Origin of the sequence: Shewanella sp. Shew256, from assembly GCF_002196695.1 — a bacterium.
Classification (GTDB): domain Bacteria; phylum Pseudomonadota; class Gammaproteobacteria; order Enterobacterales; family Shewanellaceae; genus Shewanella; species Shewanella mangrovisoli.
Map to the genome: position 1 here is coordinate 95,998 of NZ_NAJR01000006.1, position 23,297 is coordinate 119,294.

Below are 23,297 nucleotides of genomic sequence, written 5' to 3' on the forward strand. Positions count from 1 at the left end.
CATCGTCCATATCAAGAGAAGTTACCGCATTAAGGAGTCCGTAATGGATAAGAGTAAACGTCGTTTTATCAAAGGCGCTGCTGTGACGGGTGGCGTGGGATTATTTGCCGCAGGTTACAGCCATACCTTAGCGCAAATGGGCAAAGGTGTGGTGAATGGCAGTTCGGGAAAAAACACCCAAAATCCCATCCATGGCAATTCGCTAGCCCCTGAATATAAAGTAGATTTAACCTCAGGCCAGCTGATTGGCAACGATGAACAACGCATCGCTAATACCATGTGTCTCGGCTGCTGGACCAAATGCGGCGAGCGCGCCCGTATCGACAATAAGACAGATAAGATCCTCCGCATCAGCGGCAATCCCTATCATCCGCTCTCGGCGCGGGGACATATCGACTTCGATACCCCGATCAAAACCGCCTTAGTCGGCTTAAGTGCCTATCAAGAGCAGGGCTTACAGGGGCGTTCTACCGCCTGCGCCCGTGGCAATGCCATGTTGGAACAATTAGATAGCCCCTATCGCGTCACCCAATGCCTTAAACGGGTCGGGCCGCGCGGCAGTGGGCAATGGCAAAGCATCAGTTTCGAGCAACTGCTGACCGAGGTCGTCGATGGTGGTGACTTATTTGGTGAGGGGCATGTCGAAGGCTTAAGGGCAATTCGCGATATCAGCACGCCACTCGATGCCAATAATCCTGAATATGGCCCCAAGGCCAACCAATTATTGGTGTCGAACGCCTCGGATGAAGGCCGAGATGTCATTATTAAACGCTTTACCTTCAATAGCTTCGGCACGCGAAATTTTGCCAACCACGGTGCCTATTGCGGCTTTACCTATCGCGCAGGGGCGGGTGCCCTGCTCGACGATTTAAAGAAATACGCCCACCTAAAACCCGATTGGGACAATAGCGAGTTTCTACTGTTTATCGGTACTTCACCGCAGCAATCGGGCAACCCTTTTAAACGCCAAGCGCGGCAATTGGCCAACGCTCGGGTCGACGGGCGGGAATTCAGTTATGTGGTGGTGTCGCCCATGCTGCCCAACACCTCGAACCAACCCTGTGCAGGCTATAATACTTGGCTGCCCATTCGCCCCGCAACCGACTCCGCCCTCGCCATGGGCATGCTGCGCTGGATTATCGATAACCAGCGCTACGCCAGTGCGTTTTTAACCGCGCCCAATGCCGAGGCGGCGAAAGCAGCAGGCTACCGAGGCTTTAGTAATGCCAGCTTCTTAATCATCAGCACGCCGAATCACCCCAGATACGGCCAATATTTGTATGCCAGCGATCTCGGCCTGCCCTTCGAAGGCAAACCTTATGGCGAGCAGGATTCTCCACTGGTTGTCGATGCCGCTACTGGGCAGATCCTACTAGCGGGACAATGCGCCAAGGCGCAACTTGAGGTTGAGCAAAGCATGAATACGCCAAAGGGTGAGCTGAGCTTGAAATCCTGTTTCCAGCTGCTCAGTGAAGCCGCGCGCAGCGTCGAGATGGCCGACTACGCCAAGGAGTGCGATATTAGCGAGGCGCAAATTGCCGCCCTCGCCCACAAGTTTACTAGCCATGGCACTAAGGCGGCGGTGATTTCCCACGGCGGCACCATGAGTGCTAACGGTTTTTACAGCGCATGGGCGATTATGATGCTTAACGCCATGATAGGTAACTTAAATCTTAAGGGCGGCGCTATAGCTAAGGGCGGCACCTTCCCCGCCTTTGGACCTGGCCCAAGGTACAATTTGCAGGAGTTTGGCGGCATGGTCGAACCTAAGGGCGTATTCCTTTCCCGCTCTAAGTTCCCCTACGAAAAAACCTCTGAGTACCGCCGTAAAATCGAGGCAGGAGAGTCGCCCTATCCGTCGAAGGAACCTTGGTTTCCCATCTCATCGCCCCTGCTCGGTGAACACTTAACCGCAGCAGTGCATGGTTATCCCTATCGACTCAAGGCATGGATCAACCATATGGGTAACCCGATTTATGGTCAGGCGGGACTCGGCGAAGCCATTGGTGCACAATTAAAAAATCCCAAAGTCTTACCGTTATTTATCAGCATCGACAGCTTTATCAATGAGACCTCGGCGCTGTCGGACTACATAGTGCCCGACACCTTAACCTATGAATCTTGGGGCTGGAGCGCCGCGTGGCATGGCACCCTCACCAAAGAAGCCACAGGCCGCTGGCCGATTGTCGAACCTAGGGTCGCAAAAACCGCCGACGGCGATGTGATTTGTATGGAATCCTTCCTTAGCCAAGTGGCAATAAAGCTCAATCTGCCCGGTTTTGGTGACAATGCGGTCAAGGCCGCCGATGGCAGCTTACATCCCCTTAGCCGTGCGGCGGACTTCTCGCTCTACGGCGCGGCAAACGTGGCCTACCTCGGTAAACCCGTTGCCGATATCAATGCCGAGGATATGTACTTCAGTGGGGTTGGGCGCATTCAAGCGGAACTGAATGCCAGACTCAAACCCGAAGAAGTCAAAAAAGTCAGTTACTTATTTGCCCGTGGCGGCCGCTTTGAGAATATCAGCGCGGGTCGCGACGAGGCGGGCAACCCTAGCAAGGTTTGGCCAAAACCCTTAATGCTGTGGAACCCAGAGGTGGGCAGTCGGCGCAACAGTTTAAGTGGTGAATATATGAGTGGCTGTCCACGACGTTATCACCCAGCGCTCGCCGACGGCACGCCCTTGGAGCAAGCATTCGATAAGTCACAGTGGCCGCTGCTGATCAGCAGTTATAAGTCGCATACCATGAGTTCGATGAGCATAGGTTCGGATCGTTTACGCCAAGTGCACCCCAATAATCCGGTGCGCATCAATGAGCAAACTGCCAAGCGCTTTGGCATTAAAACCGGTGATACGGTTAAGATCAGCACACCTAATGGCAGCGTGGTGGCTTTAGTGGAATGTGTGGCGGGCGTGCATCCCGACTGCATTGCCATCGAGCACGGCTATGGCCATAAGGAGTTAGGCGCACGGGACATAGTTATCGATGACAAAATAATCGCCGCCAATCAGCTGATCCGCGTCGGAATCAATATGAACGACTTGAATCTGTTCGATCCAAGCCGCCATGGTCGCTATCCGCTGGTGGACTGGGCCAGCGGCGCATCGGCGCGGCAAGGACTGCCCGCCAAGATAGAGAAAATCGCTTAACCTAGGCTCGCCATCCAAGGCGCTTGCAGCGGCGCCTTGGATAAATAACCCGCCTTTGAAGCGCGACACATGTCGCTCTTTTTTATCCTCAGCGTGATCTTATTTTGACGATAATTGGTATCTATCTCACAGCATTAAGTTTCGTTGAAAAGCCACTTACGCGTAAAATCATGGCTATATTTACACTATGCCTAAATCAGCAGCTTAGGCACTCAACGCCGTTTTTGAGTTAACCCACTCATCAGGAGTATTCAGTGTTTAATTCTTCACTACGTAAAGACCTAGCAGAAAGCGAAATAAAGCGCAGGGAAGCCGAAGCCGTTGTCGATTCAATCAAGGCGAGTATCGCAACGATTGAGTTTACTCCCGATGGCATCATCCTCGACGCGAATCCGCTGTTTTTAAAGGCTGTAGGCTACTCACTGGACGAAATTGTCGGTAAACACCACAAATTATTTTGTGCCGCAGACTATGTAAACTCCTCTGAGTATCAACAGTTTTGGCGCGAGTTAAAGCAAGGACAGGCGAAGGAAGGCAAATTCCCCCGCGTGCATAAGAATGGCCAAGAGATCTGGCTTAGGGCGACCTATTTCCCCATCAAGCTGGATGGTAAAATCACTAAGATCATGAAAACCGCAGCGGTGATCACTGAGGATAAATACCAACTGGATGCTCAGGCGGCACTGTTTACCGCCCTGCAAAAATCCCAGGCGATTATCGAGTTCAGCCCCGAGGGTAATGTCCTCAATGCCAATGCCAACTTCCTCAGAACCATGGGGTATCGCAAGGAGCAACTGCAGGGCAAGCATCACCGTCTGTTCTGCTTCGATAACTTCTATCAGGATAATCCGCATTTTTGGGATGACCTACGACGCGGGCAATACAAGAAAGGCCTATTCCAACGTAAAAATGCCTACGGGGATTCGATTTGGCTTGAGGCCGTCTACAACCCCGTGATGGATGATCACGGCAAAGTGGTGAAGGTGATCAAGTTTGCCAGTGACATTACCCAAAGGATCATCAAGAGTCATGCGATTCGGGATGCGGCCAATATCGCCCATGCCACCTCGCAGAGCACGGTGGAACAGGCTAACCGCGGCGTGCAATTGCTCGACGCGACGGTAAACACCTCTAATGCTATTGCGGCGCAGACCCACAAAACCACTGAGTCTATGCTGAAGCTCAACGAGCAATCCCAAAGTATTCAAGCGATTGTGGCAACCATCAGTGCGATTGCCGATCAAACCAATCTACTGGCCCTCAATGCCGCTATCGAAGCTGCCCGCGCGGGCGAACAAGGCCGAGGCTTTGCCGTAGTGGCCGATGAGGTACGCCAATTAGCGGCGAGAACCAGTAAATCGACCGGCGAAATTGCCGCCGTGGTTGATAAGAACAGCCAACTGACGGCCAGTGCCACCAGCATGATGAATGAGGTTGAGCGCATCGCCGAGGAAGGCAAACAGCAATTAGCGGAAGTCACCGCCGTGATGGGCGATATTCGCACTGGCGCAGAGAATGTCGCCGAGACAGTCTCGCAACTGTCTATTGATTAACCTATTTTGGCTAAGCGTTAATGGATAAGCGAGAGGCTTAACCTATGGCTAAACAGAAAGGCAGAGTTGATAAGTGAAGTGGGAAAACGGCTGGAGAGCGAGGGTAGCAAGTTAAATAACCTAGCTAAGCTCTTGGGATAACAGGCTTTAAAGCTGTTGTTATCCCATGTGGTTTAAATTGAGCCTTATCCATTATCGGCGCCTTGGTTCATCCTAGGCGCCACACTTACCGGATCACTCAGGCCTTACTTGAAACAGGTCTTGGTTAAAACAGGTCGACTCAAAATACCGCTTAAAAATCGGTTTTGCGCCCTTCATAGGCGGCACACATTTGCTGCATTTGCGCCTCTTCGTAGGGGCGTAGGCCGCTCATGACTAAGGTTTTAATCCCAGTGCCGACGAGGGTGTCGCCGCTATGCAGCTCGAAGTGCAGTGTCACATCGCCACGCTTACCATCAATCTTAAGCTCTTGTTGTACTAGCGATAATTTTACTTCCACAAAGTCGAGACTGGTTAAGTCGAATGACATGCTCTCGTAGATCACTAAGGGACGCTCGGGATTGATCATCACTTGATGCTGTTTCATCAAAGGCACCAGGATATCGATAAAATTGTGCCCCGAAAACGCCACATAATTGCGAATAAAGGATTCGGTTTGCGCGTCACAGCGACTCACATCGCCCTGACGACTGACCTGCAAATAGGTTTTCTCGCGGTTATCGCAAATCGAAAAACTGTCGTTCACCTGCTCGGGAAATTGCAGCTCGACGCCATCACCGACCATGCCAGCAAAGGTAAACTTCATGTTCTGGCTTAAACCGTACTGGGTTAAGACGAGGGCAAACAGCAAGTCGCCGGGCACACAAAAGCGCTTAGCACCCACATCGTGGATAGGGTTGAAGTCTTGGGCGATTTTCTTGGCGAAGTCACTGGCTTGTTGTGCAGATACAGAAATTGATTGATTTTGCGTAGAAAAATACGGCGATAGGAACATATAAACTCGATCTTAACTGGCTCAATATTGGGCGAATAACAAAGGTGCAACGAGTCTACCTCAGTTTCGGCATTTCACTCACCCGATGACTTATCCTCTTAGGGTAACGAACAAAGTAACATCTGACTTACATTTGTAAAGATAAAGAATTTTAAGTTGGCTTTAAGTTAATAAAACTAAGCTCCGCGGCCGCAAACGAGAACAATTCCTGTTTGCAAAAAAATAAAGACAAGCACCATGTCCGATTCGGAGAGTCCAATGACCCAACTTAGCCCAATGCGCCTTAGCTTATTGGCCTGCGCATTAACTACCGCCTTCAATGCGCAAGCCAATTCGCCCAGCCAAGCCCCCGCAAAAATAGAACAGATCAGTATTTTCGGCAGTAAAAATCCCCTCGATACCACGCCTGGTAGCGCCCATCAAATTACCGAAGCCGAATTAGAAACCTTTAAATATTCCGATATTATGCGCACTTTGGCCTCTGTGCCCGGCGTTTATATTCAAGAAGAAGATGGTTATGGCCTACGCCCAAACATTGGTATGCGTGGCACTGGGCAAAATCGTTCTGAAAAAATTACCGTGATGGAAGATGGTGTTCTCGCCGCTCCCGCCCCCTATGCCTCCCCTGCGGCTTACTACTTCCCCACCTCAGGCAGAATGCAATCGGTTGAAATCCTTAAGGGAAGCTCAACAGTAAAGTATGGTCCACGTACCACAGGTGGGGTGATTAACATGCTGTCTCGGCAAATTCCTCAAGAGGCATTAGCCGGCAAAATTGATCTTGCCTTAGGCCAAGATGGCTTCGGCAAATTACACACCTATGCGGGCGGACAAGGCGAGCGGATTGGCGCAGTGGCCGAGATTTATCGCTATCAAGCCGACGGATTTAGGGAGATAAACACGGTCGGAGGCGACACTGGCTTTACTAAAAATGATGCCTTAGCCAAGGTCAGAGTTAACACCGACAGCACGGCTGCATACCAGCAATCCCTTGAACTTAAATTGAAATTTGCCGATGAGACCTCTAATGAAACCTATATGGGTCTGACCGATGCGGATTATCAGGCCTCGCCCTATCGTCGCTATTCTGCCTCGCAAAAAGACCAGATGACCACAGAGCATAAGCAAGTACAGCTCAACCATATTATCGATTTTAGCGACACGCTAAGCCTTAGCAGCATTGGCTATTACAATGATTTTCATCGAAATTGGTATAAGGCCGACAAGGTTGGTGGTGAATCATTAAGTGGCAAAGGGATCCAAAATGCTGCCGACTTTGATGCGGGTTTGCTCTCTGAGCTTGAGGTCAATGTCAAAGCCAATAATCGCAGTTACCTCGCCCAAGGGATACAAACGGAACTCAATTGGTTACTCGGGGATCACGACCTCGCCTTTGGTCTTCGCTACCATGACGATGAAATGGACAGATACCAATGGGCCGACAGTTATTCAATGGACGCCAATAGTGTCATGTTACGCACTAAGAGTGGTGTCCCGGGCACCGACTCCAACCGTGTCGATAGCGCCACGGCATTTGCGGCCTATGTGCAGGATAAAATCAGCTTAGACGCGCTCACCATTACCGCCGGCCTGCGCTGGGAAGATGTCGAGACTCAACGCCGCGATTGGGGCAAGAAGAACCCGGGCCGCGAGGGGCATCCCGATAAACAGGTTGAAAGTCAGTTCAATGCGCTGCTGCCTTCGTTATCAGCAACTTACCAGATTAATGAGCAAGTATTAATTCTGGCTGGGGTACAGAAAGGTTTCTCGCCCGCCGCGCCCGGCAATGCCAAGGGACAAGAAGAGCAGAGCTGGAACTATGAGGCTGGCGTTCGCTACCATCAAGATGCATTTAATGCAGAGTTAATCGGTTTCTATAGCGATTACAGTAACATGCATGGCAACTGCACCGCGGCGCAGGGTTGTGATGACACTAAACTCGACAACCAGTACAACGCTGGCGAAGTGGAAGTCAAAGGCCTCGAACTCAGCCTCGCCCACGAGTTTAACCGCGCTGGAGCGATGAGTTTTCCAGTCAAACTCGCCTACACCTACACGGATGCCGAGTTTGGCAATAGTTTCGAATCTGAGTTTGAAACTTGGGATAAAGTTGAAGCGGGTTACAAGTTAACCTATCTACCTGAAAACCAATTGTATATTTCTGCAGGCGTACAATCGCAAAACTGGCAAGTCATAGTGGCGGCGCGTTATACCGATGAGATGCGAACAAAAGCAGGTGCAGGTGCCATTCCCGCAGATGAAGTGATTGAGGCTAAAACCTTAGTGGACTTATCGGCGCGTTACTTTGTCACTCACAGTCAGGAAGTGTACTTAACCGTAGACAACCTCTTCGATGAAACCTATATGACGACGCGAGTACACGGCTCTATTTTTGCCGGAAAACCTCAAACGGTCACACTCGGTTACAGCTATAAATTTTAATCTCTCGTAAAACTAACAAGGGCAAACCCAGTTTGCCCTTGTAAATCATCTATCAACAACCACTGCGACTAAACTCGCTTAAATTCGCGCTTTAACTGAAAACTCTCGTCAGTCACCAGTTGTTCTAACACTTCAACCCGCTCGCGCAGTTTATCAAGCTCAATGCGTAACAGTTGGTTTTCGGCCTGAAGCTTATTACTGACCGAATTGCCGCGCTCGCGGATCTTCATAATCGCGACTGTATATCCGCCGACAATGGCAAAAATAGGGATAAGTAATGCAAGCGTTGCTGCGTTCATAACGGGTCCTTTTCGAATTTATCTCTTAATCCAGTATGTGCAACATAACCTAAATGCACCAGTGACAAAAGTCATGAGTTGCCACCCAAGTAGTTGAGCGACTCTTTGTGAAGTCCCGCGCTACTCCTTATCGAAACTATCCACCACAATCGCCCCCATAGAGGCCGGCATGGTAATCACGATAATCCGCTTTATGGAGGTCATAGGATCGTCAATAAAGGGCAGCTTATCGAGGCAAAGGAGCACCAAACTCACCACACAGGCACTAATCAGATAGGCCATAACAATCCGAAAAATAAATACCGGCAGGCGGTGACGAATATTCTGTTGGAACACGCTCTGGTAAGTAAATACCCCGAGGAACAGTAACGACAAGCTAAACAACATCAACAGATTCAGCAGCGGCAAGGTCTCCCCGAGTTGCCATGCCTCCTCCGAAAACCCAATAGGCACAGCGAGTGCAAAGGCGCCAACACAGACTTGAATCGCATCTTCAGTGTTAAAACGGTAGGTATCAAAGTTAAAGCTCATCGCGCCTCCCTGTGATTTCATGGCAAATCATCATCGCACATTGAATAAGCAAATCTAACCCGTAAAAATTTACCGATTGATGCTACTTCAATTGCGTTTTTAATGCGTAGGCTAATACCTTAAAAGCTGTGGAAAGTCACTGCACTGCGCGAATTAGCTTGCTGCGTATCTAGTGCGTAATTGCCTTTTTAAATTTTCCCGTATAGTAGTCTCTTTCGTATTCTGAGCCGATGGGTTCATTCAAAAGCCCAATAATATCTCGGTCATAGTTTACGATTGTATTTACCGCGTAAACACCATGATTATCGTTGTCTGCCATGTAATCTTCATCCTCGTCACCAGCGAAAAAGCGCCAACCACTATCGTCGATATTGATGGGCTTATCCCTATACATATAGCCCACCTTGCAACCATCTACAGTGATCCTATCAGTCGCTAAACACCCACCCATAGAGACTAAATCTTCAATTTGATCATTTGGCAGCTTATATTTCTTCATGCTTTTTCTCGCACTTTATGTCTCTATAATTGGCGTGCAGAGCATATCCATGCTTACTGGTTAATTTGTGGTAATTTCAAATAGTGCATCAATGTTCACTCTCATGGGACCAAGCTCCCAATCGACAATATCATTGGTTATGAAGGACATAATGACTTTATATTTGTCCTGATATTGGGATTCACTGATTTTGATAGTTGCATTGATAATCGGCTCATGCTCAAAGTAATAGATGAGAGCATCACAGGAGTCATCCTCATCGTTTTCTATTCCCTTATGGAAGAACTCTGTGCCAGCGAGCTTACTTATATCAAGACCAGGCGCTTGCACACCTAATTCGATCACGGGATACATTCCACAATCTACAGTATCAGGATTACATTTGGCATCTTCGGCAGAACCCTTAATATCAAACCATAATGTTTCGCCTACGAAATACATCCTTGCCATAGAATAGTTATACAATTCTATTCCTTCTTTACGGGCTAACTGAATCAATATGCCTCCCCAATGTGGTACACCTAAGGTTGAAATAAATGGCCGTCCGTTGACACCCCGCTTAGGGATAAGAATATGGACCATATTCGCCCAGCGGCCCCATATTTTGTCCCTGCGTTCGAAGGGAGCGACTAGATCAGATTTTAGCTTTTCGCAGGTCCCAAATAATCAAACAAGCGATTCCTTTGCTCTTTATTTAACGCGTAGTAACTAAACTCTATATGTTCGCCATTAGCCTCTAATAGCTGTATTTGCTTTGGATACTGCGAGGTAACTTTATAGCCACAATATGAAGCTTTATCTATTTGCTGGACTTCACCATAGGTCGAAACAAGCATTTTCTGGTCGTCTATTGTAATTGAAAATGAATCAATTTTTGAATTCCCAGTGTTGAATAGGAGTAACCATACGGGAATGAGAATATTCACAGCTAGAAAAACAATAAACATCAGCAAAAAAGTATATTGGTCACTTTTTGAACCAACGATGGTGAGTAATCCTAATTGTGGGAGGAGTAGTGACAACGCAGTCTTATAAAGTCTGTCGAGAATGCTCTGCAAATTTGTTTGTTTTAAATCCATTTACACATACCACAGAAGCTAACGTCTTATTCGTGCATTTGCGCGTTTATCCCGTGAGAACACTGGAAACGCGCACAGTTAACTATTTTTTGAAAATAAGCGTTTAGATTGGTGTTGAGATGCAGCTTAATGCGTCGATAGGTCAGCTTATTGACTCAATCAACGCAACCTGATTAAGTGCGATACAGCACCTTCACTACATGCCAACCAAACTTGGTTTTAACCAGATGTGGCACTAATAACTCACCAGAAAAAGCGACTTTATCGAACTGTGGCACCATTTGCCCACGTTTGAATTCACCGAGATCGCCGCCCTTTTTAGCCGATGGGCATGAGGAATAGCGCTTGGCTAACGCACCAAAATTCGCGCCTTTATTCAATTGCTTAATAATATCTTCCGCCTGCTCTTTGTGTTTAACAAGGATATGTACTGCGGCTGCGGTTTTATACATCTGGTACTCTCTTTTATCAAAGACAGCGGTGCCATCTTGCTGCACCGCCGTTATCGCTTTACCTATCAAGAATAAGTATTACTGACCTAAAATCTTCTGCCACCACTGCAACGGCTCGCCACAGTTTTTCGCCGGGTTATAGGTGCCGCGCAGGGCGGGCAATGCCTCGGTATTGCGACATCCCGCCTCCTTAGCTTCACCGGTATCACGGTCAAAATAACCTTGGATCACGCCCGTTGGCGGAATCGAGCGCAGCCCAATCGGTGGACGTTCCTTCAAGAAGGCCTGATACACGGCCATGGCACCACTACTGCCGTAAAGAGTCGTCTTACCGTTATCGTCGCGTCCGACCCAAATCGCCGCGACGTTACGCTCGTCAAAACCGGCGAACCAAGAGTCGCGACTATCGTTACTGGTACCGGTTTTACCCGCTAAAGCAACGCCTGGGAAAGCATTACCTAAACGTGTTGCCGTACCCGAACGCACCACTTGCTGCATGGCATATTGCACCAGGAAGTCTGTATCCGGCGCGATAGCTTGCTCCTTCGGTGAGCGGGTCACAGGTAATGGCTGATTGTGACTGTCGAGTACCGCCGTCACTGTGGTGAGTTTGCGATAGGCACCATAATCGGCCAGCGTCTGATAAACCTGCGCCACCATTAGAGGCGAGCCATTCACGGCGCCCAGTAGCATAGACGGATATTCGTTAAGTGGCTCTTGCCAGCCTGACTTAGCCAAGGTGGTTGCCACCGCATCCACACCCACGGCAATCCCGAGGTTCACCGTAGGTACGTTCATCGACTTTTTCAGCGCCGTTAACAAGGAGACTTGTCCGCTAAACTTCTTATCAAAGTTCTGCGGTGACCAGGTTTTACCCTGCTCATTCTTTAGGGTAATCGGCTGATCTTTAAGTGGCGAAGCCAAGGTGAACTGGCTATTTGGCGCCAATGCGGTCGCATACACAAATGGCTTGATGAGCGAGCCAATGGGTCTGCGGATCTCAACCGCGCGGTTATAGCCGTCAAAGCCTGGCGTCTTATCACCCACCATAGCCGCGATACCGCCAGTATATTTGTCCGTCACCACCATACCAATCTGCAACGACTTATTGCCTTTATCTAAGCTCTTAAAGGTTTGAGTCACGGCGATTTCGGCGGCTTCCTGCGCCATTGGATCTAAGGTAGTGTAAATCTTCACCCCAGATTGTTTTAATAATTCGTCACCATAGCGCTCGTTAAGCTCTTGTTTAACCAAGGCATAAAACGCAGGTAATTTTTGATGCACTGGTTTATTGGCATTACGTAAGCCTAAGGGGGACTCGACCGCCACCTTGTACTGCGCGGTGCTCAGCTCACCCGACTCCATCAAGAGACGCAGCACTAAATCGCGACGCTCTTGGCTGCGCTCAGGATAACGCCAAGGATTGTAATAGGAAGGCCCCTTAATCGCCGCCACTAAAAACGCTTGCTGCGCCGTGGTTAGCTCGCCGATGGGTCGACCAAAATAGAACTGTGAAGCCAAGCCCATCCCATGCACGGCGCGGGATTTATCTTGTCCCATATACACTTCGTTGAGGTAGGCCTCGAGGATTTCTTCCTTGCTGTAACGAAAATCGATAATCACCGCCATTAAGGCTTCGCGAATTTTACGCAGCAAAGAGCGCTCGCTGGAGAGGAAGAAGTTTTTCGCCAACTGCTGGGTCAGTGTCGAGCCGCCCTGTACAGTACGACCCGCGCTGATATTCACAAAAGCCGCGCGCAGAATCGCGAAGGGGTTCACCCCATGATGCTCGTAAAAACTGCGGTCTTCCACCAGCAGCAAGGCTTTTACGATCGCCTTGGGCATTTCTTCAGTGGGAACAAACAATCTGTCTTCGCCGTCACCCGCAATAATGCGATCGAGCAAGACGGGTTCTAAATGGAATACCGCCAACTGGCGCTTATCTGACATACGCGCAATCGAGCTGATCCCATCGCTGTCGAAGCTAATCATCACCCGTTGCTCGGCCTGATCGCCCTCGGGATGTAAGAAGGGGCGACGCCATAATTCGATTTTGGTGCTGGATGCCGAAAACTCACCCACTTCGCGGGGATTGGCGACCTTGCGATAACCTAAGAGTTTGAGTTCGGCCATTAACTGTGGATGACTCACGGCAGCGCCGGGATATAAGGCCATCGAGCGACTAAATACCTGCGCGGGTAAGTGCCATTTTTGCCCCTCAAACTTGCGGGCAATAATTTGATCGAGGTAAATACTGTAGAAGGTCACAACGGCTAGCCCGATTAAGGCGAGCTTCCAAGTGAGCGACCAAATTTGCCCAAACAGGCCACGGCTGCGCTTCGCTTTCGCTTTTTTTGTCGTCTTAGTTGTCATATCTACTTCATCATTTATGCGTTAACGGCATCAGTCACAGGCACAACACTGAGGTTGTAAATCAAAGCAGTCTAAAGGCTATGACTGAGATAAACCTAAGGTTTTCTTCTTGGTAAATTTTGTGGGCTGGGTATTGGCAGGATCGTCCGGCCACAGGTGTTTAGGATAACGCCCACGCATTTCTTTTTTCACTTCCACATAGGGCCCTTGCCAAAAACTGGCGAGATCCGCCGTCAGCGCCAAGGGGCGCTGCGCTGGTGACAGCAATTCCATCGTCACCTTCAGCTTGCCTTGGGCCAGTAGCGGGCTGTCTGCCATGCCAAAGGTTTCCTGCAAACGTACCCGCAGCAAGGCTCGTCCCGAGGCATCGTACAAAATCGGTGCCGAAGTCCCCGTGGCTAACGGCCATGAGGTGGGCAACAGCGCATCGAGCGCCTGTTGCTGTGACCAAGTTAATTGATTTACCAGCAAACTAAAGCAATCGAGTTTTTGTAATTGCGGCAGATTATTCACATTTTCAAGGTAGGGCGCCAGCCATGTTTCAAGGTTTGCCAGCAGCGCGGTATCGCTCATCTCCGGCCAATCGGCATTCGGATCTAAATCACGCGCTAACTTTAACCTCGCTTGAAACTGCGCTAAGTTATCGTGCCAATTGAGGATTTGTAGCCCTTGCTGGCGAATGTAACTCAGCAATGCCGCCACAATTTGGCCGCGATTTGGATTAGGGATAGCCTCTGATTTCAATAAAATCTGCCCGACTTTGGTTTGGCGTTCGGCCACAGCACGACCCTTAGCTTCATCCCAACCACATTGATCGTGGCGCTCCACCAGCTCGGCCAACACCTCATCGAACAGACTTGGCGATAATGGACTGGCGAGATAAATCCGCCCGGCATTCTTGCCTTCGGTTTCTTGAAAATCCGCCACCACCAGCCAAGGCGTTTGCGCTAAAGCATCTTCGGCGCTAAGCACCACACCCGTACCATTAGCCAATTGATAGCCCTCAACGCCACGGGATTTGGCAATGCGGTCGGGATAAGCCAGCGCCAACAGCAAACCGACATCCTGATGATGGGCATGGGAGGCGATGGCTACTAAATCGGCCTGAGAGAATTGCTTATCTAGCGCCAGCTTTTTAAGCCATTGCTTGGCCTGCTGTCCTACACTGCCTTGGGTGGCAAAATGCAGGTAATTCATGATATCGGCGCCTTTGCGTGGTAATCCCCGCGCCTCTAAAATCCCCGCCAGTAAACAGGCTAAGGCTGCCAGTTGATGTTCGTCACGAGATTTGGCCACTAATAACATATGGGCGAGGCGCGGATGGCACCCCAGCTCATAGGCCGCTTTGCCATGCAAAGTCAGCTTGTTTTGTTCATCAACCATGCCTAAACGCTGAAGCAGTTGCCAAGCTAATGCCTCATTTACCGTGGGCGGCGCAGTCAATAACAGTAAGTCGCTGAAGGATTTCGCGCCCCAGTAGGCGCAGTCGTGGGCCATGGCAACTAAGTCGGCTTGGCTGATTTCGGGCTCATCGGCCTTGAGCAAACGTTGATGCTCCTCTTGGCCCCATAAACGGATACACTCGCCCGCCGCCAAACGCCCCGCACGGCCTGCACGCTGGGTTGCCGAGGCTTGGCTGATGCGCTTAAGGCTTAAACGTGTCACCCCAGTTTTAGAATTAAAACTGGCTTGGCGTTTATAACCGCTGTCGATAACCAGGCCAATGCCCTCGATGGTCAGGCTCGACTCGGCCACGTTGGTGGAAAGCACTATCTTGCGCCTGCTGCTGTCGGCTTTTATCGCCCTATCCTGCTCCTGCGCCGATAGCTCACCATAGAGAGGGTACACCGCCACGTGACTGCTATCGAGGCGCTCTTCCAGATACTGCGCCACTCTAAGGATTTCAGCCTTACCAGGCAAAAACACCAGAATATCCTGCGGACCGTTATGACTTAGTGATGTTGTGGCATCGAGCACAACACGGCTCAGATGATCGAGCCAATGCTGCTGCCCAGCAATGGGGCGATAGCGAATTTCGACCGGGAAACTGCGCCCCTCACTCTGTAGCAGGGCTGCATCGGGCATCAACTCGGCTAATGTCAGGCCAGATAAGGTTGCCGACATGGCGAGGATTTTTAAGTCATCCCGCAGTGAGCTTTGCACTTCAAGCGCCAAGGCTAAACCGAGATCTGTGGTCAAATGCCGCTCGTGGATCTCGTCGAAAATGATCATCTCGATGCCTGTTAATTCAGGATCTTGCTGGATCATGCGAGTTAAAATCCCTTCGGTGACAATCTCAAGTCGAGTCTCACCACTGACCTTTGACTCGCCGCGCACGCGATAACCTACCTCTTGCCCTACCGCCTGCTGCCGACAACTAGCAATAAATTGCGCCACGCTGCGCGCAGCCACACGCCGAGGTTCCAGCATTAAAATCCGTCCCGAAATCTCAGGCCAATCCAGCATGGCTAAGGGCAATGCGGTCGACTTACCCGCCCCCGTTGGCGCTTCGAGGATCACTTGCGCATGTTTCGCAAAGGCATCGCGCAGGGATGGCAATAAGGAATGAATGGGTAGATTGTTCAATGCAACAGTATCAACAGATAAAAATGATGGGGAAGTTTAACATAGGCCTTAGGCAGTGTCCCTCCCGCGGCCTTAGCTTTGATACGTCGCAGTTTGGCATTGGCTTGCTAAAAATAGCATCGCCCCGACAGCAAGGCTCTCGGGGCGCTAATAGCACAAATAAGCCGAGTTAGAACTGATAGGTCAGCTTAGCCCACAGATTACGGCCCGGCTCATTGACCCTAAACATAGCCTCACTGCCCGGCAGCTCGTTCCCCGTGCCCGCCTTACTCACATGCTCGGCATAGGCGGTATCAAACAGGTTTTCGACACCCAAAATTAAGGATAAATCCTTGCTGTATGACCAAGAAGCATTGAGCGCCAAAGTACCAAACCCGCTGCTCGGGCCTAAGTCTTGGCCCACAATGTTGCCATGACCTAAGGTGTAACGGTCTTGCGCGGCCACCACTCGCCACTGCGCCGCCATGGTCCAACTTTGCCATTGATAGTTAATGGTTAATCTGGCCTCTAACGGCGATATTTGCCCAAGCGCGACCTTGTCGGTATCGTTTTCACCATGGGTATAACTTACGGTGAGTTGGCTCGACCATTGCTCATTAAGCGCATAATCTAGGCTGGCCTCGCCGCCGTAGAGGCTCGCATCGATATTAAGGGCAAGGGTGGCTTGGCCGCTGGAATCAATCAGGATATAGTCCGCAATCTCACCATAGAAGAGTGAAACCGAAGCCTCAACAGGCCCCTGATAAATCCAACCTATGTCGAACTGATTGGTGGTTTCCGCTTTAAGGTCAAAGGCTTTTTGTGCGGGGTTATCGGCGCTAGCCTTCATAATCTCCCAATAATCCGGCATCCGCTGCGCCGAGCCAAAGCCTGCATAGTATTGGTACTGTGCGGTTTGAAACTCATAACGCAGGTATCCGCTATAGAGGGTATCGTCCCGCTCGCCCTGCTGGGCAATCAAAAGTTCACTATTCCAGTCGTCGAGCCTCAACCCTGCGTGCAAACTACTGCGCCCAAACTCGCCCTCTTCAAAACGATAGCGCGACTCGGCAAACAGACCATAGTTTTGATAGCGCATATCCTCTTTAAAAGGTTTATTGAGTAAGTCGTTTAGCCCGACATCGCCGGGCGCCATACTGCGGCCATCATGTTTGCTCGACATATAATCCAGCCCAAGAGTGACATCCAGAGCATCGAGTGGCGCTAACTCAAACCACAAATGGCCACCGTCGGTCATCCGCCGCACATTGGCGCCCGAATTAACCCCTTCATCGAACCTATCCATAATGTGGTCGTTTTTATTGCTAAAGGCTTGCAGTTCGACCGCCGTTAACCAGCTCGACTCAAACTCGTGTTGTAGCAGTAGCGCCGTATCACGATTATCGATTTGACGCGCCTTATTTAACCTGTCGGCATACTCGGCTTCTCCGCTCGACTCACCATAGGCCAGTTCAAGTACCGTGCGCTCTGTCGGTGTCCATCCCAAGGCAAGATTGGCGTTTTGGCGGTCGTAACTCGACTGTACTTTATTGCCACTTCCGTCTTCATAATGGTCACTACTGGATTGATTCATATCGAAATCGAGGTAGTAATTCTTATCCCCGGCACTCAGCTCCACCATGGCATCTCGCCTATCGAAACTGCCGCCCGTCGCGCTGGCCCGTCCTTCAAGATCCACTTGATTAAAGCGATGGCGGTTTTTCTCAAACAAAATCGTGCCCGCGCTGCCGACGGGACCGTACTTCACGGTTTGCGGCCCTTTGATTACCGTTATCTGATCGTAGCTTTCGGGATAAATATAGTTTGTCGGAGGGTCCATACGTCCCCCACAGGCGCCATACACATGCTGACCATCATCGACTATGTTCAAACGCGAACCGCCCAGCCCCCGAAACATAGGGTCACCACCAGAGCCGCCTTTGCGAGTGATATTAAATCCGGGGATAGAACGTAAAAATCCCGAACCATCGTAGGCAGGCAATGGCAAGCGGTTCTGTTTCGGATCGCTAACAAGATGAACGGGCTGGCGCATCACATCGCCGGAGACCCGCAGGTAATCCTGACATTTTTTATCTTCACCACAATCGCTCGCCTCAGCAGACCAAGCCAATTGAGGTACAGCGGTGCCCAACATCCCCGCTAAAATAACGGCTAATTTGATAGGTTGATACAGCACGACATTCCCCTACATATTGTTTTTAATGATTTTTGTGGGGGTATTGTTGTTACTAGCGAAGGAAGCGCAATCAAAAGTCGGCTGGGCGCGACAATCTGTCGCAGCCCAAATTGCGTGGAGTCACAATCGGATTAATATTGATAAATTAATCACTTATAGGTTAAGAGTTGCGGATTTTAAAAAATTGCCCATCGAAAATATGACTAATCCAGCATCCAAGGTCTAGCGAGTCCTGAGGTCAAGGTCAGTAGTGGCGCGGGCTTATTGATGGCATAGCCCTGCGCATAATCCACGCCTAAGCTTTTCAACTTTAATGCGATTTCTTTTGATTCAACAAACTCTGCCACCACATCGAAGCCCATATCTTGCCCTAACTGACAAATGGCTTTGATGATGGCTTGGTCAGCCTCATCCTCACACAGGTTAATCACGAACTGACCATCGATTTTGACATAATCCACGTTCAAGCGTTTAAGGTAGGCAAAGCTTGAGAAACCCGCGCCAAAGTCATCCAGCGCGAGTTGACAGTTTAACGGCCGCAGCACTTCAATCAGTTTAGTGGCTTGATCTAGCTGGCTAACGGCAGCGGTTTCGGTGATCTCGATGCAGAGCTTATCCACCAGCTCAGGTTCGGTCATCAGGCGCATTTCGAGCCAATTCATAAACTCGCTGTCACCTAATGAGGTCGCCGACAGGTTGACCGAGACCAACTCCAGCTGTTGCCAAATATCCAAATGGCTACTGCCCCACTTCAGCAGATTATCTATCACCCATAAGTCGACCTTAGCCGCCAAGTTGTAACGCTCCGCCGCAGGGAGAAAGATCGCCGGAGAAACAATAGTGCCATTGGCCTGCACCATCCGCAGCAGCACCTCTAAATGCAGGCCGGACTCTTCGCGATTGAGCGGGGCAATGCTTTGGAAATAAAGCTCAAATTGATTGAGTGCGAGGGCGCTGACGATATCGACCGACGCCATCATCTCAGTATAGAGGCGAGTCATTTTAGGATCTTTGGCACTGTACAAGTGCCAGCCGTTGCGGCCCTTATCCTTAGCAAGACGACAGGCCGCATCGGCCTGACTCATTACCGTATAAATATCCGTTGCAGACTTTTCGAGCTTAGCGATCCCCATGCTAACACTGACATTGTGGCAACGGTTTTCCCAAATAAACTCGTGGGTTGCTAACTGAGTGCAGATCCGATTCGCGATATGCTGCGCCGAATCCACATTGCAATAATGCATTAAAATCCCAAACTCATCTCCGCCCAAGCGCGCGACAATATCGCCCTTACGCACCAGTTGTTTAAGACGTAATGCTAACTGACACAATAGCTTATCACCCGCCTGATGGCCGCTCACATTGTTGATCACCTGAAACTGATCGACGTCGATAAAGGCCACGCAGGTGGGCATATCATCTTTGGTTTGCAGCAGGTTTTCGAGCAAGGCCTCAAAATGCAGCCGATTCGGTAACCCAGTCAAGGCATCATAATTCGCATGGAAGGATAGCTCATCGGCGAGGCGATATTTTTCACTAACATCTTCGGCAATCATCACTAGGGTGTCTTTATTGCCGTGGATTTGGCTAAAGCTTAACCTCAGCCAATCAAGCTGTTGATTCGATTTTAGGGGCAACTCACACCAGGCTTGCCCCAATACGCCTTCGCGCACCATGTGCAGCGTGTCGGTGAGCATGGCATGCTCCTCTTCGCGCACCATGCTGAATAAATCGTATCCATGCTGCACTGGCAGGGTTTGCAACGCCACTTTGTTCAGCATGGTCAGTTGATTTTGTTTATCGAGCAAGGCGCAGGCTAAAGGCAGCTGATTAAAGACTTCGCGGTATCTGTGCTCACTGGCCAGCATATCGTGGGCGATACGGGTGAGTTCCATCGCCGAACCAATCATCACCGCCGCATGCTGAAATTCCTGAATAAACTCCTCGCTCCACTCGCAGCATTCGGAGCAATTGACCGCGCCGAGGGCAATACGGGTTTCGCCAAACACCACAGGCGGTAATACTAATAGGCTTTTAACGTTCCAATCCCGCAGTAATGCACGCTCCGCTTGGGCCTCCGAAGGCAAGGTATCGACATCGGGGAGATTCAGCAGCGTAGGAGTTCTAACTAAGGAGCGAAAAAACGACATACGCGCCAACGGCCAGACTCGTGTCTGCTGACCCTGGCTAAATTGCGGTTTTAAGTACAAATTGCGGGTACGCAGATGGTCTAGGGCTAAACTGCCTGTCAGCACAAATACCCCATCACAGTGAAGTTGTAATGTGATTGCTTCTAAGGCTTGATCAACATTTTGCTCTAGGGTTTCTAGTGGCGTTTCGCTAAAAATCGTCACTAATGCCTGTTGGAGTGGATTTGCTAAACCATCTGACATGAAAAGGGATTTCCTTACCTACAAGTCCATTTAAGGTATTATTTCTACACTTCCCGCGATGAATCTCAAGTCGTCTAAAGTCTATCATTAACCATTACAGCGGGAATTTCTGTAATACCAAACAAAAGCATAGCTTATGTTTGGCGTTTGAGTAGGTGATGGAGATAAACAGGTGTTACAACGACTCTTCCTTGGATTTGCCCCCACGAGCATACAGCGGCAACAACTGCTGCAATTACAGCAAAGCTTGAGGTCGCAGTTAGCGCCTAATGCCAAAGCTGTGACGCAAAACAATTTGCACTTAACCCTCGCCTTTTTAGGGCTCGTCAATCCGACTCAAGTGGCACAGTTGCTCGATGGCGTCGATAAGCTAGCTAAACCCCAATTTAGCGTCACGCTGAATAGCATCGCCGTGTGGCCTAAGGCGCAAGTCTGTTGTTTAAAGGGGGAAAGCATCAGTCCTGAGTTAGCCCTCTTAGCTTCTCAGGCGCAGGATTTAGCACAGAAGTTGCAATTACATCTCAGTGAGCATCCGTTTCGGCCCCATATCAGCTTGTTTAGAAAAGCAAAGCCGTCAGCTACCTTGGCGAGTGAGCTAACGCTCAAGGAATTGGTACAGCAGAAAGTCATCCAAGCTTCGATGCTTGAACTCACGCTCGCACCCGAGCAGCTGCATTTGTATCTTTCCACCAATGGCGGACGCGGTGTGGAGTATCAGATCTTACATTCTTGGCCGCTCGCATAAGCCCAATCCGCTAACGCGAATAAATATTGCGCCAGAAGCAATCCGCAAAAATAATCCGTAAAAGCAATCCATAAAAACAATCAGCCCGAGCATGGCTCGGGCTGATAACAAGACAAGCAACCACAGACAGGGTTAATCGAGTAAACGTAAAGTCTCACGGTAAGCGCGCTTTTGCTCATAGCTGTGCAGGCGCTGCTGAAACTCGTCGGTCTTGGTGGCTTCAGCCGTCATCTTTAAAGCGGCTATCGCTTTTTGCTGGGTCGATACCGCGGCACCAAAATCACCGACTTCGGCATAGGCGGCCGCTAAGTTATCAAGATTAGTAGGATCGTTCTCATTCACTTTAAGCAGCTTAAGAGATAACTCGAGCGCTTTATTACCATCGCGATATTCGGCCTCAGGGCAAGTTGCGAGAATCCACGCCACATTGCCAAGGGCAATATCATCCCCAACACGAGTAAATTGCTCTACGGCTTTACCGCAGTTACGCGCAATGCCATCGCCACCCGAGGCATAAATAAAGCCTAAACGAAATTGCGCCCAGCGATTACCGCGCTCACCCATGTCCTTATACCAACGTTCGGCCACGGCTAAGTCACGCTTCACTAGCTGCCCTTCAAAGGAGAGATCCGCTAAGGTTTGCTGCGCCTTTTCGTGTTGCTGCTCAGCGGCAAGGGTCATCCAATGTAATCCGGTTGGCACTTCTTGCTGTACATAACGCCCAGAGAGAAACATCAGCCCCAGTAAAAATTGTGCGTCGGCATCGCCCTGCTCCGCCTGAACTTGAATATGCACAAATTTACTCGCCGCAACTTCACTAGCTGGCTGTGGAATAGAAAATGCGTGCGCGGCAGCACTCATCCCTAGGGATAGAGTGAATCCTGCGCCTAAAACCCATTGCCTGTATTTCACCTTGTACCTCTTTCAAAAAACAACCGCGTCTTCAAGTTAGCCTGAATTATTCCCATAAGTCGAGCCTAAATCGGCATAATCGAACCCATATTAAATAGAAATAACCACAAAGCCCCTCAATAATTCCACTTCCCCTATTTATTCGTCGATATTGAGGTTATTTTCTTCACAAAAACCCTTAAATGCGTTTATAAGATGTGATTAACTCTACAGAGTTAAGTGAATCCAGTGAGTTTGGCACCGATTTAGTTGACTAATATCACTAAAGTAGCAAAATAAGCTCTAATTTTAGGTGGTTAATTGCATTTATTCACTCATTCTAAACTAAGAGGTGTATCAAGTTTTTATGAGTGTAATTGACGTAAAATGCTTATTTAGAATATTCTTACTTTCGTTTTAATCAATCGAGGAACATCGACATGGCTCTGATTGGTAAGCCAAAACCGGACCCAACTTTGGAATGGTTTTTATCACACTGTCACATTCATAAGTATCCCGCTAAAAGCACCTTGATCCATGCTGGTGAAGACTCAGATACCCTTTATTACATCGTAAAAGGTTCTGTAGCGGTATTGATTAAAGATGAAGAAGGTAAGGAGATGATCCTTTCTTATCTTAATCAAGGCGACTTTATCGGTGAGTTAGGATTGTTCGAAGAACAAGCTGAACGTACTGCTTGGGTTCGTGCAAAACAAGCATGTGAAATTGCTGAAATCTCTTATAAGAAGTTCAAGCAATTAATCCAAGTTAACCCCGAAATTCTGATGAAGCTATCGGCTCAAATGGCGTATCGCCTACAAAGCACTAGCCAAAAAGTGGGTAATTTAGCGTTCCTCGATGTCGCTGGCCGTATTGCCCAGACATTGTTGCACTTAGCTAAGCAACCCGATGCCATGACTCACCCTGACGGCATGCAAATTAAGATCACTCGCCAAGAAATTGGTCAGATCGTCGGTTGCTCCCGCGAAACAGTGGGTCGTATCTTAAAGATGCTTGAAGAGCAAAATTTGATCCAAGCACACGGTAAAACCATCGTGGTATATGGTACCCGTTAAGATAGACTTCAGCTTGATTTAAGCCTGTTTCATTAAAGTGGCCTAGCATAAAATCTA

Annotated in this window: 17 protein-coding genes; 5 read left to right on the plus strand and 12 right to left on the minus strand. The window is 49.5% G+C overall.

Annotated elements, in window-relative coordinates; genetic code table 11:
* The first annotated feature begins 43 nt into the window (after window positions 1–43).
* Window positions 44–3,151: a tetrathionate reductase subunit A gene (locus B5P39_RS12735; RefSeq protein WP_088211764.1), complete on the plus strand. Its 3,108-nt coding sequence runs from the start codon at window positions 44–46 to the stop codon at window positions 3,149–3,151.
* 254 nt (window positions 3,152–3,405) lie between these two features.
* Window positions 3,406–4,704, plus strand: a complete 1,299-nt coding sequence (locus B5P39_RS25150; protein ID WP_088211765.1) for a methyl-accepting chemotaxis protein — start codon at window positions 3,406–3,408, stop codon at window positions 4,702–4,704.
* A 292-nt stretch (window positions 4,705–4,996) separates the two neighbouring features.
* On the opposite strand, the gene B5P39_RS12745 is transcribed toward B5P39_RS25150, so the two are convergent.
* Window positions 4,997–5,698 (minus strand): DUF3581 domain-containing protein, encoded by a 702-nt coding sequence (locus tag B5P39_RS12745; RefSeq protein ID WP_088211766.1) that lies wholly within the window; start codon window positions 5,696–5,698, stop codon window positions 4,997–4,999.
* A gap of 258 nt (window positions 5,699–5,956) precedes the next feature.
* On the opposite strand from B5P39_RS12745, the gene B5P39_RS12750 reads away from it, so the two are divergent.
* Entirely contained in the window at window positions 5,957–8,140 is a 2,184-nt protein-coding gene (locus tag B5P39_RS12750; protein ID WP_088211767.1) for a TonB-dependent receptor family protein, read from the plus strand.
* A gap of 68 nt (window positions 8,141–8,208) precedes the next feature.
* On the opposite strand, the gene B5P39_RS12755 is transcribed toward B5P39_RS12750, so the two are convergent.
* From B5P39_RS12755 to B5P39_RS12805, 10 genes are all read right to left on the minus strand, one after another.
* On the minus strand, window positions 8,209–8,439 hold the full coding sequence (locus B5P39_RS12755) for a hypothetical protein (RefSeq protein ID WP_011621428.1): 231 nt from the start codon (window positions 8,437–8,439) through the stop codon (window positions 8,209–8,211).
* A gap of 120 nt (window positions 8,440–8,559) precedes the next feature.
* The gene (locus tag B5P39_RS12760) at window positions 8,560–8,970 is read right to left on the minus strand and encodes a DUF2391 family protein (protein WP_088211768.1); all 411 of its coding nucleotides are present in this window, start codon (window positions 8,968–8,970) and stop codon (window positions 8,560–8,562) included.
* 169 nt (window positions 8,971–9,139) lie between these two features.
* Window positions 9,140–9,469, minus strand: a complete 330-nt coding sequence (locus B5P39_RS12765; RefSeq protein WP_088211769.1) for a DUF2185 domain-containing protein — start codon at window positions 9,467–9,469, stop codon at window positions 9,140–9,142.
* Between the two features lie 60 nt (window positions 9,470–9,529).
* Entirely contained in the window at window positions 9,530–9,967 is a 438-nt protein-coding gene (locus B5P39_RS12770; protein ID WP_140418334.1) for a hypothetical protein, read from the minus strand.
* A gap of 143 nt (window positions 9,968–10,110) precedes the next feature.
* A complete protein-coding gene (locus B5P39_RS12775) occupies window positions 10,111–10,548 on the minus strand; it encodes a hypothetical protein (protein WP_088211771.1) in 438 nt (145 codons plus the stop codon).
* Between the two features lie 173 nt (window positions 10,549–10,721).
* On the minus strand, window positions 10,722–11,000 hold the full coding sequence (locus B5P39_RS12780; protein ID WP_011627235.1) for a peptidylprolyl isomerase: 279 nt from the start codon (window positions 10,998–11,000) through the stop codon (window positions 10,722–10,724).
* Window positions 11,001–11,078: 78 nt separating this feature from the next.
* Window positions 11,079–13,373 carry a penicillin-binding protein 1B gene (gene mrcB / locus B5P39_RS12785; protein ID WP_088211772.1) on the minus strand — a complete coding sequence of 765 codons (2,295 nt, stop codon included), beginning with the start codon at window positions 13,371–13,373 and terminating at the stop codon, window positions 11,079–11,081.
* Between the two features lie 78 nt (window positions 13,374–13,451).
* Entirely contained in the window at window positions 13,452–15,959 is a 2,508-nt protein-coding gene (gene hrpB / locus B5P39_RS12790) for an ATP-dependent helicase HrpB (protein ID WP_088211773.1), read from the minus strand.
* A gap of 169 nt (window positions 15,960–16,128) precedes the next feature.
* Window positions 16,129–18,135: a TonB-dependent copper receptor gene (locus B5P39_RS12795; RefSeq protein WP_088211774.1), complete on the minus strand. Its 2,007-nt coding sequence runs from the start codon at window positions 18,133–18,135 to the stop codon at window positions 16,129–16,131.
* A gap of 203 nt (window positions 18,136–18,338) precedes the next feature.
* Window positions 18,339–20,528, minus strand: coding sequence for a putative bifunctional diguanylate cyclase/phosphodiesterase (locus B5P39_RS12805; protein ID WP_088211776.1), 2,190 nt, complete (start codon window positions 20,526–20,528; stop codon window positions 18,339–18,341).
* A gap of 172 nt (window positions 20,529–20,700) precedes the next feature.
* On the opposite strand from B5P39_RS12805, the gene thpR reads away from it, so the two are divergent.
* A complete protein-coding gene (thpR, locus tag B5P39_RS12810; protein ID WP_088211777.1) occupies window positions 20,701–21,273 on the plus strand; it encodes an RNA 2',3'-cyclic phosphodiesterase in 573 nt (190 codons plus the stop codon).
* Between the two features lie 132 nt (window positions 21,274–21,405).
* On the opposite strand, the gene B5P39_RS12815 is transcribed toward thpR, so the two are convergent.
* The gene (locus B5P39_RS12815) at window positions 21,406–22,185 is read right to left on the minus strand and encodes a tetratricopeptide repeat protein (RefSeq protein WP_039978780.1); all 780 of its coding nucleotides are present in this window, start codon (window positions 22,183–22,185) and stop codon (window positions 21,406–21,408) included.
* A gap of 419 nt (window positions 22,186–22,604) precedes the next feature.
* On the opposite strand from B5P39_RS12815, the gene crp reads away from it, so the two are divergent.
* The gene (crp, locus tag B5P39_RS12820; protein WP_011070954.1) at window positions 22,605–23,240 is read left to right on the plus strand and encodes a cAMP-activated global transcriptional regulator CRP; all 636 of its coding nucleotides are present in this window, start codon (window positions 22,605–22,607) and stop codon (window positions 23,238–23,240) included.
* The last annotated feature ends 57 nt before the right edge of the window (window positions 23,241–23,297 follow it).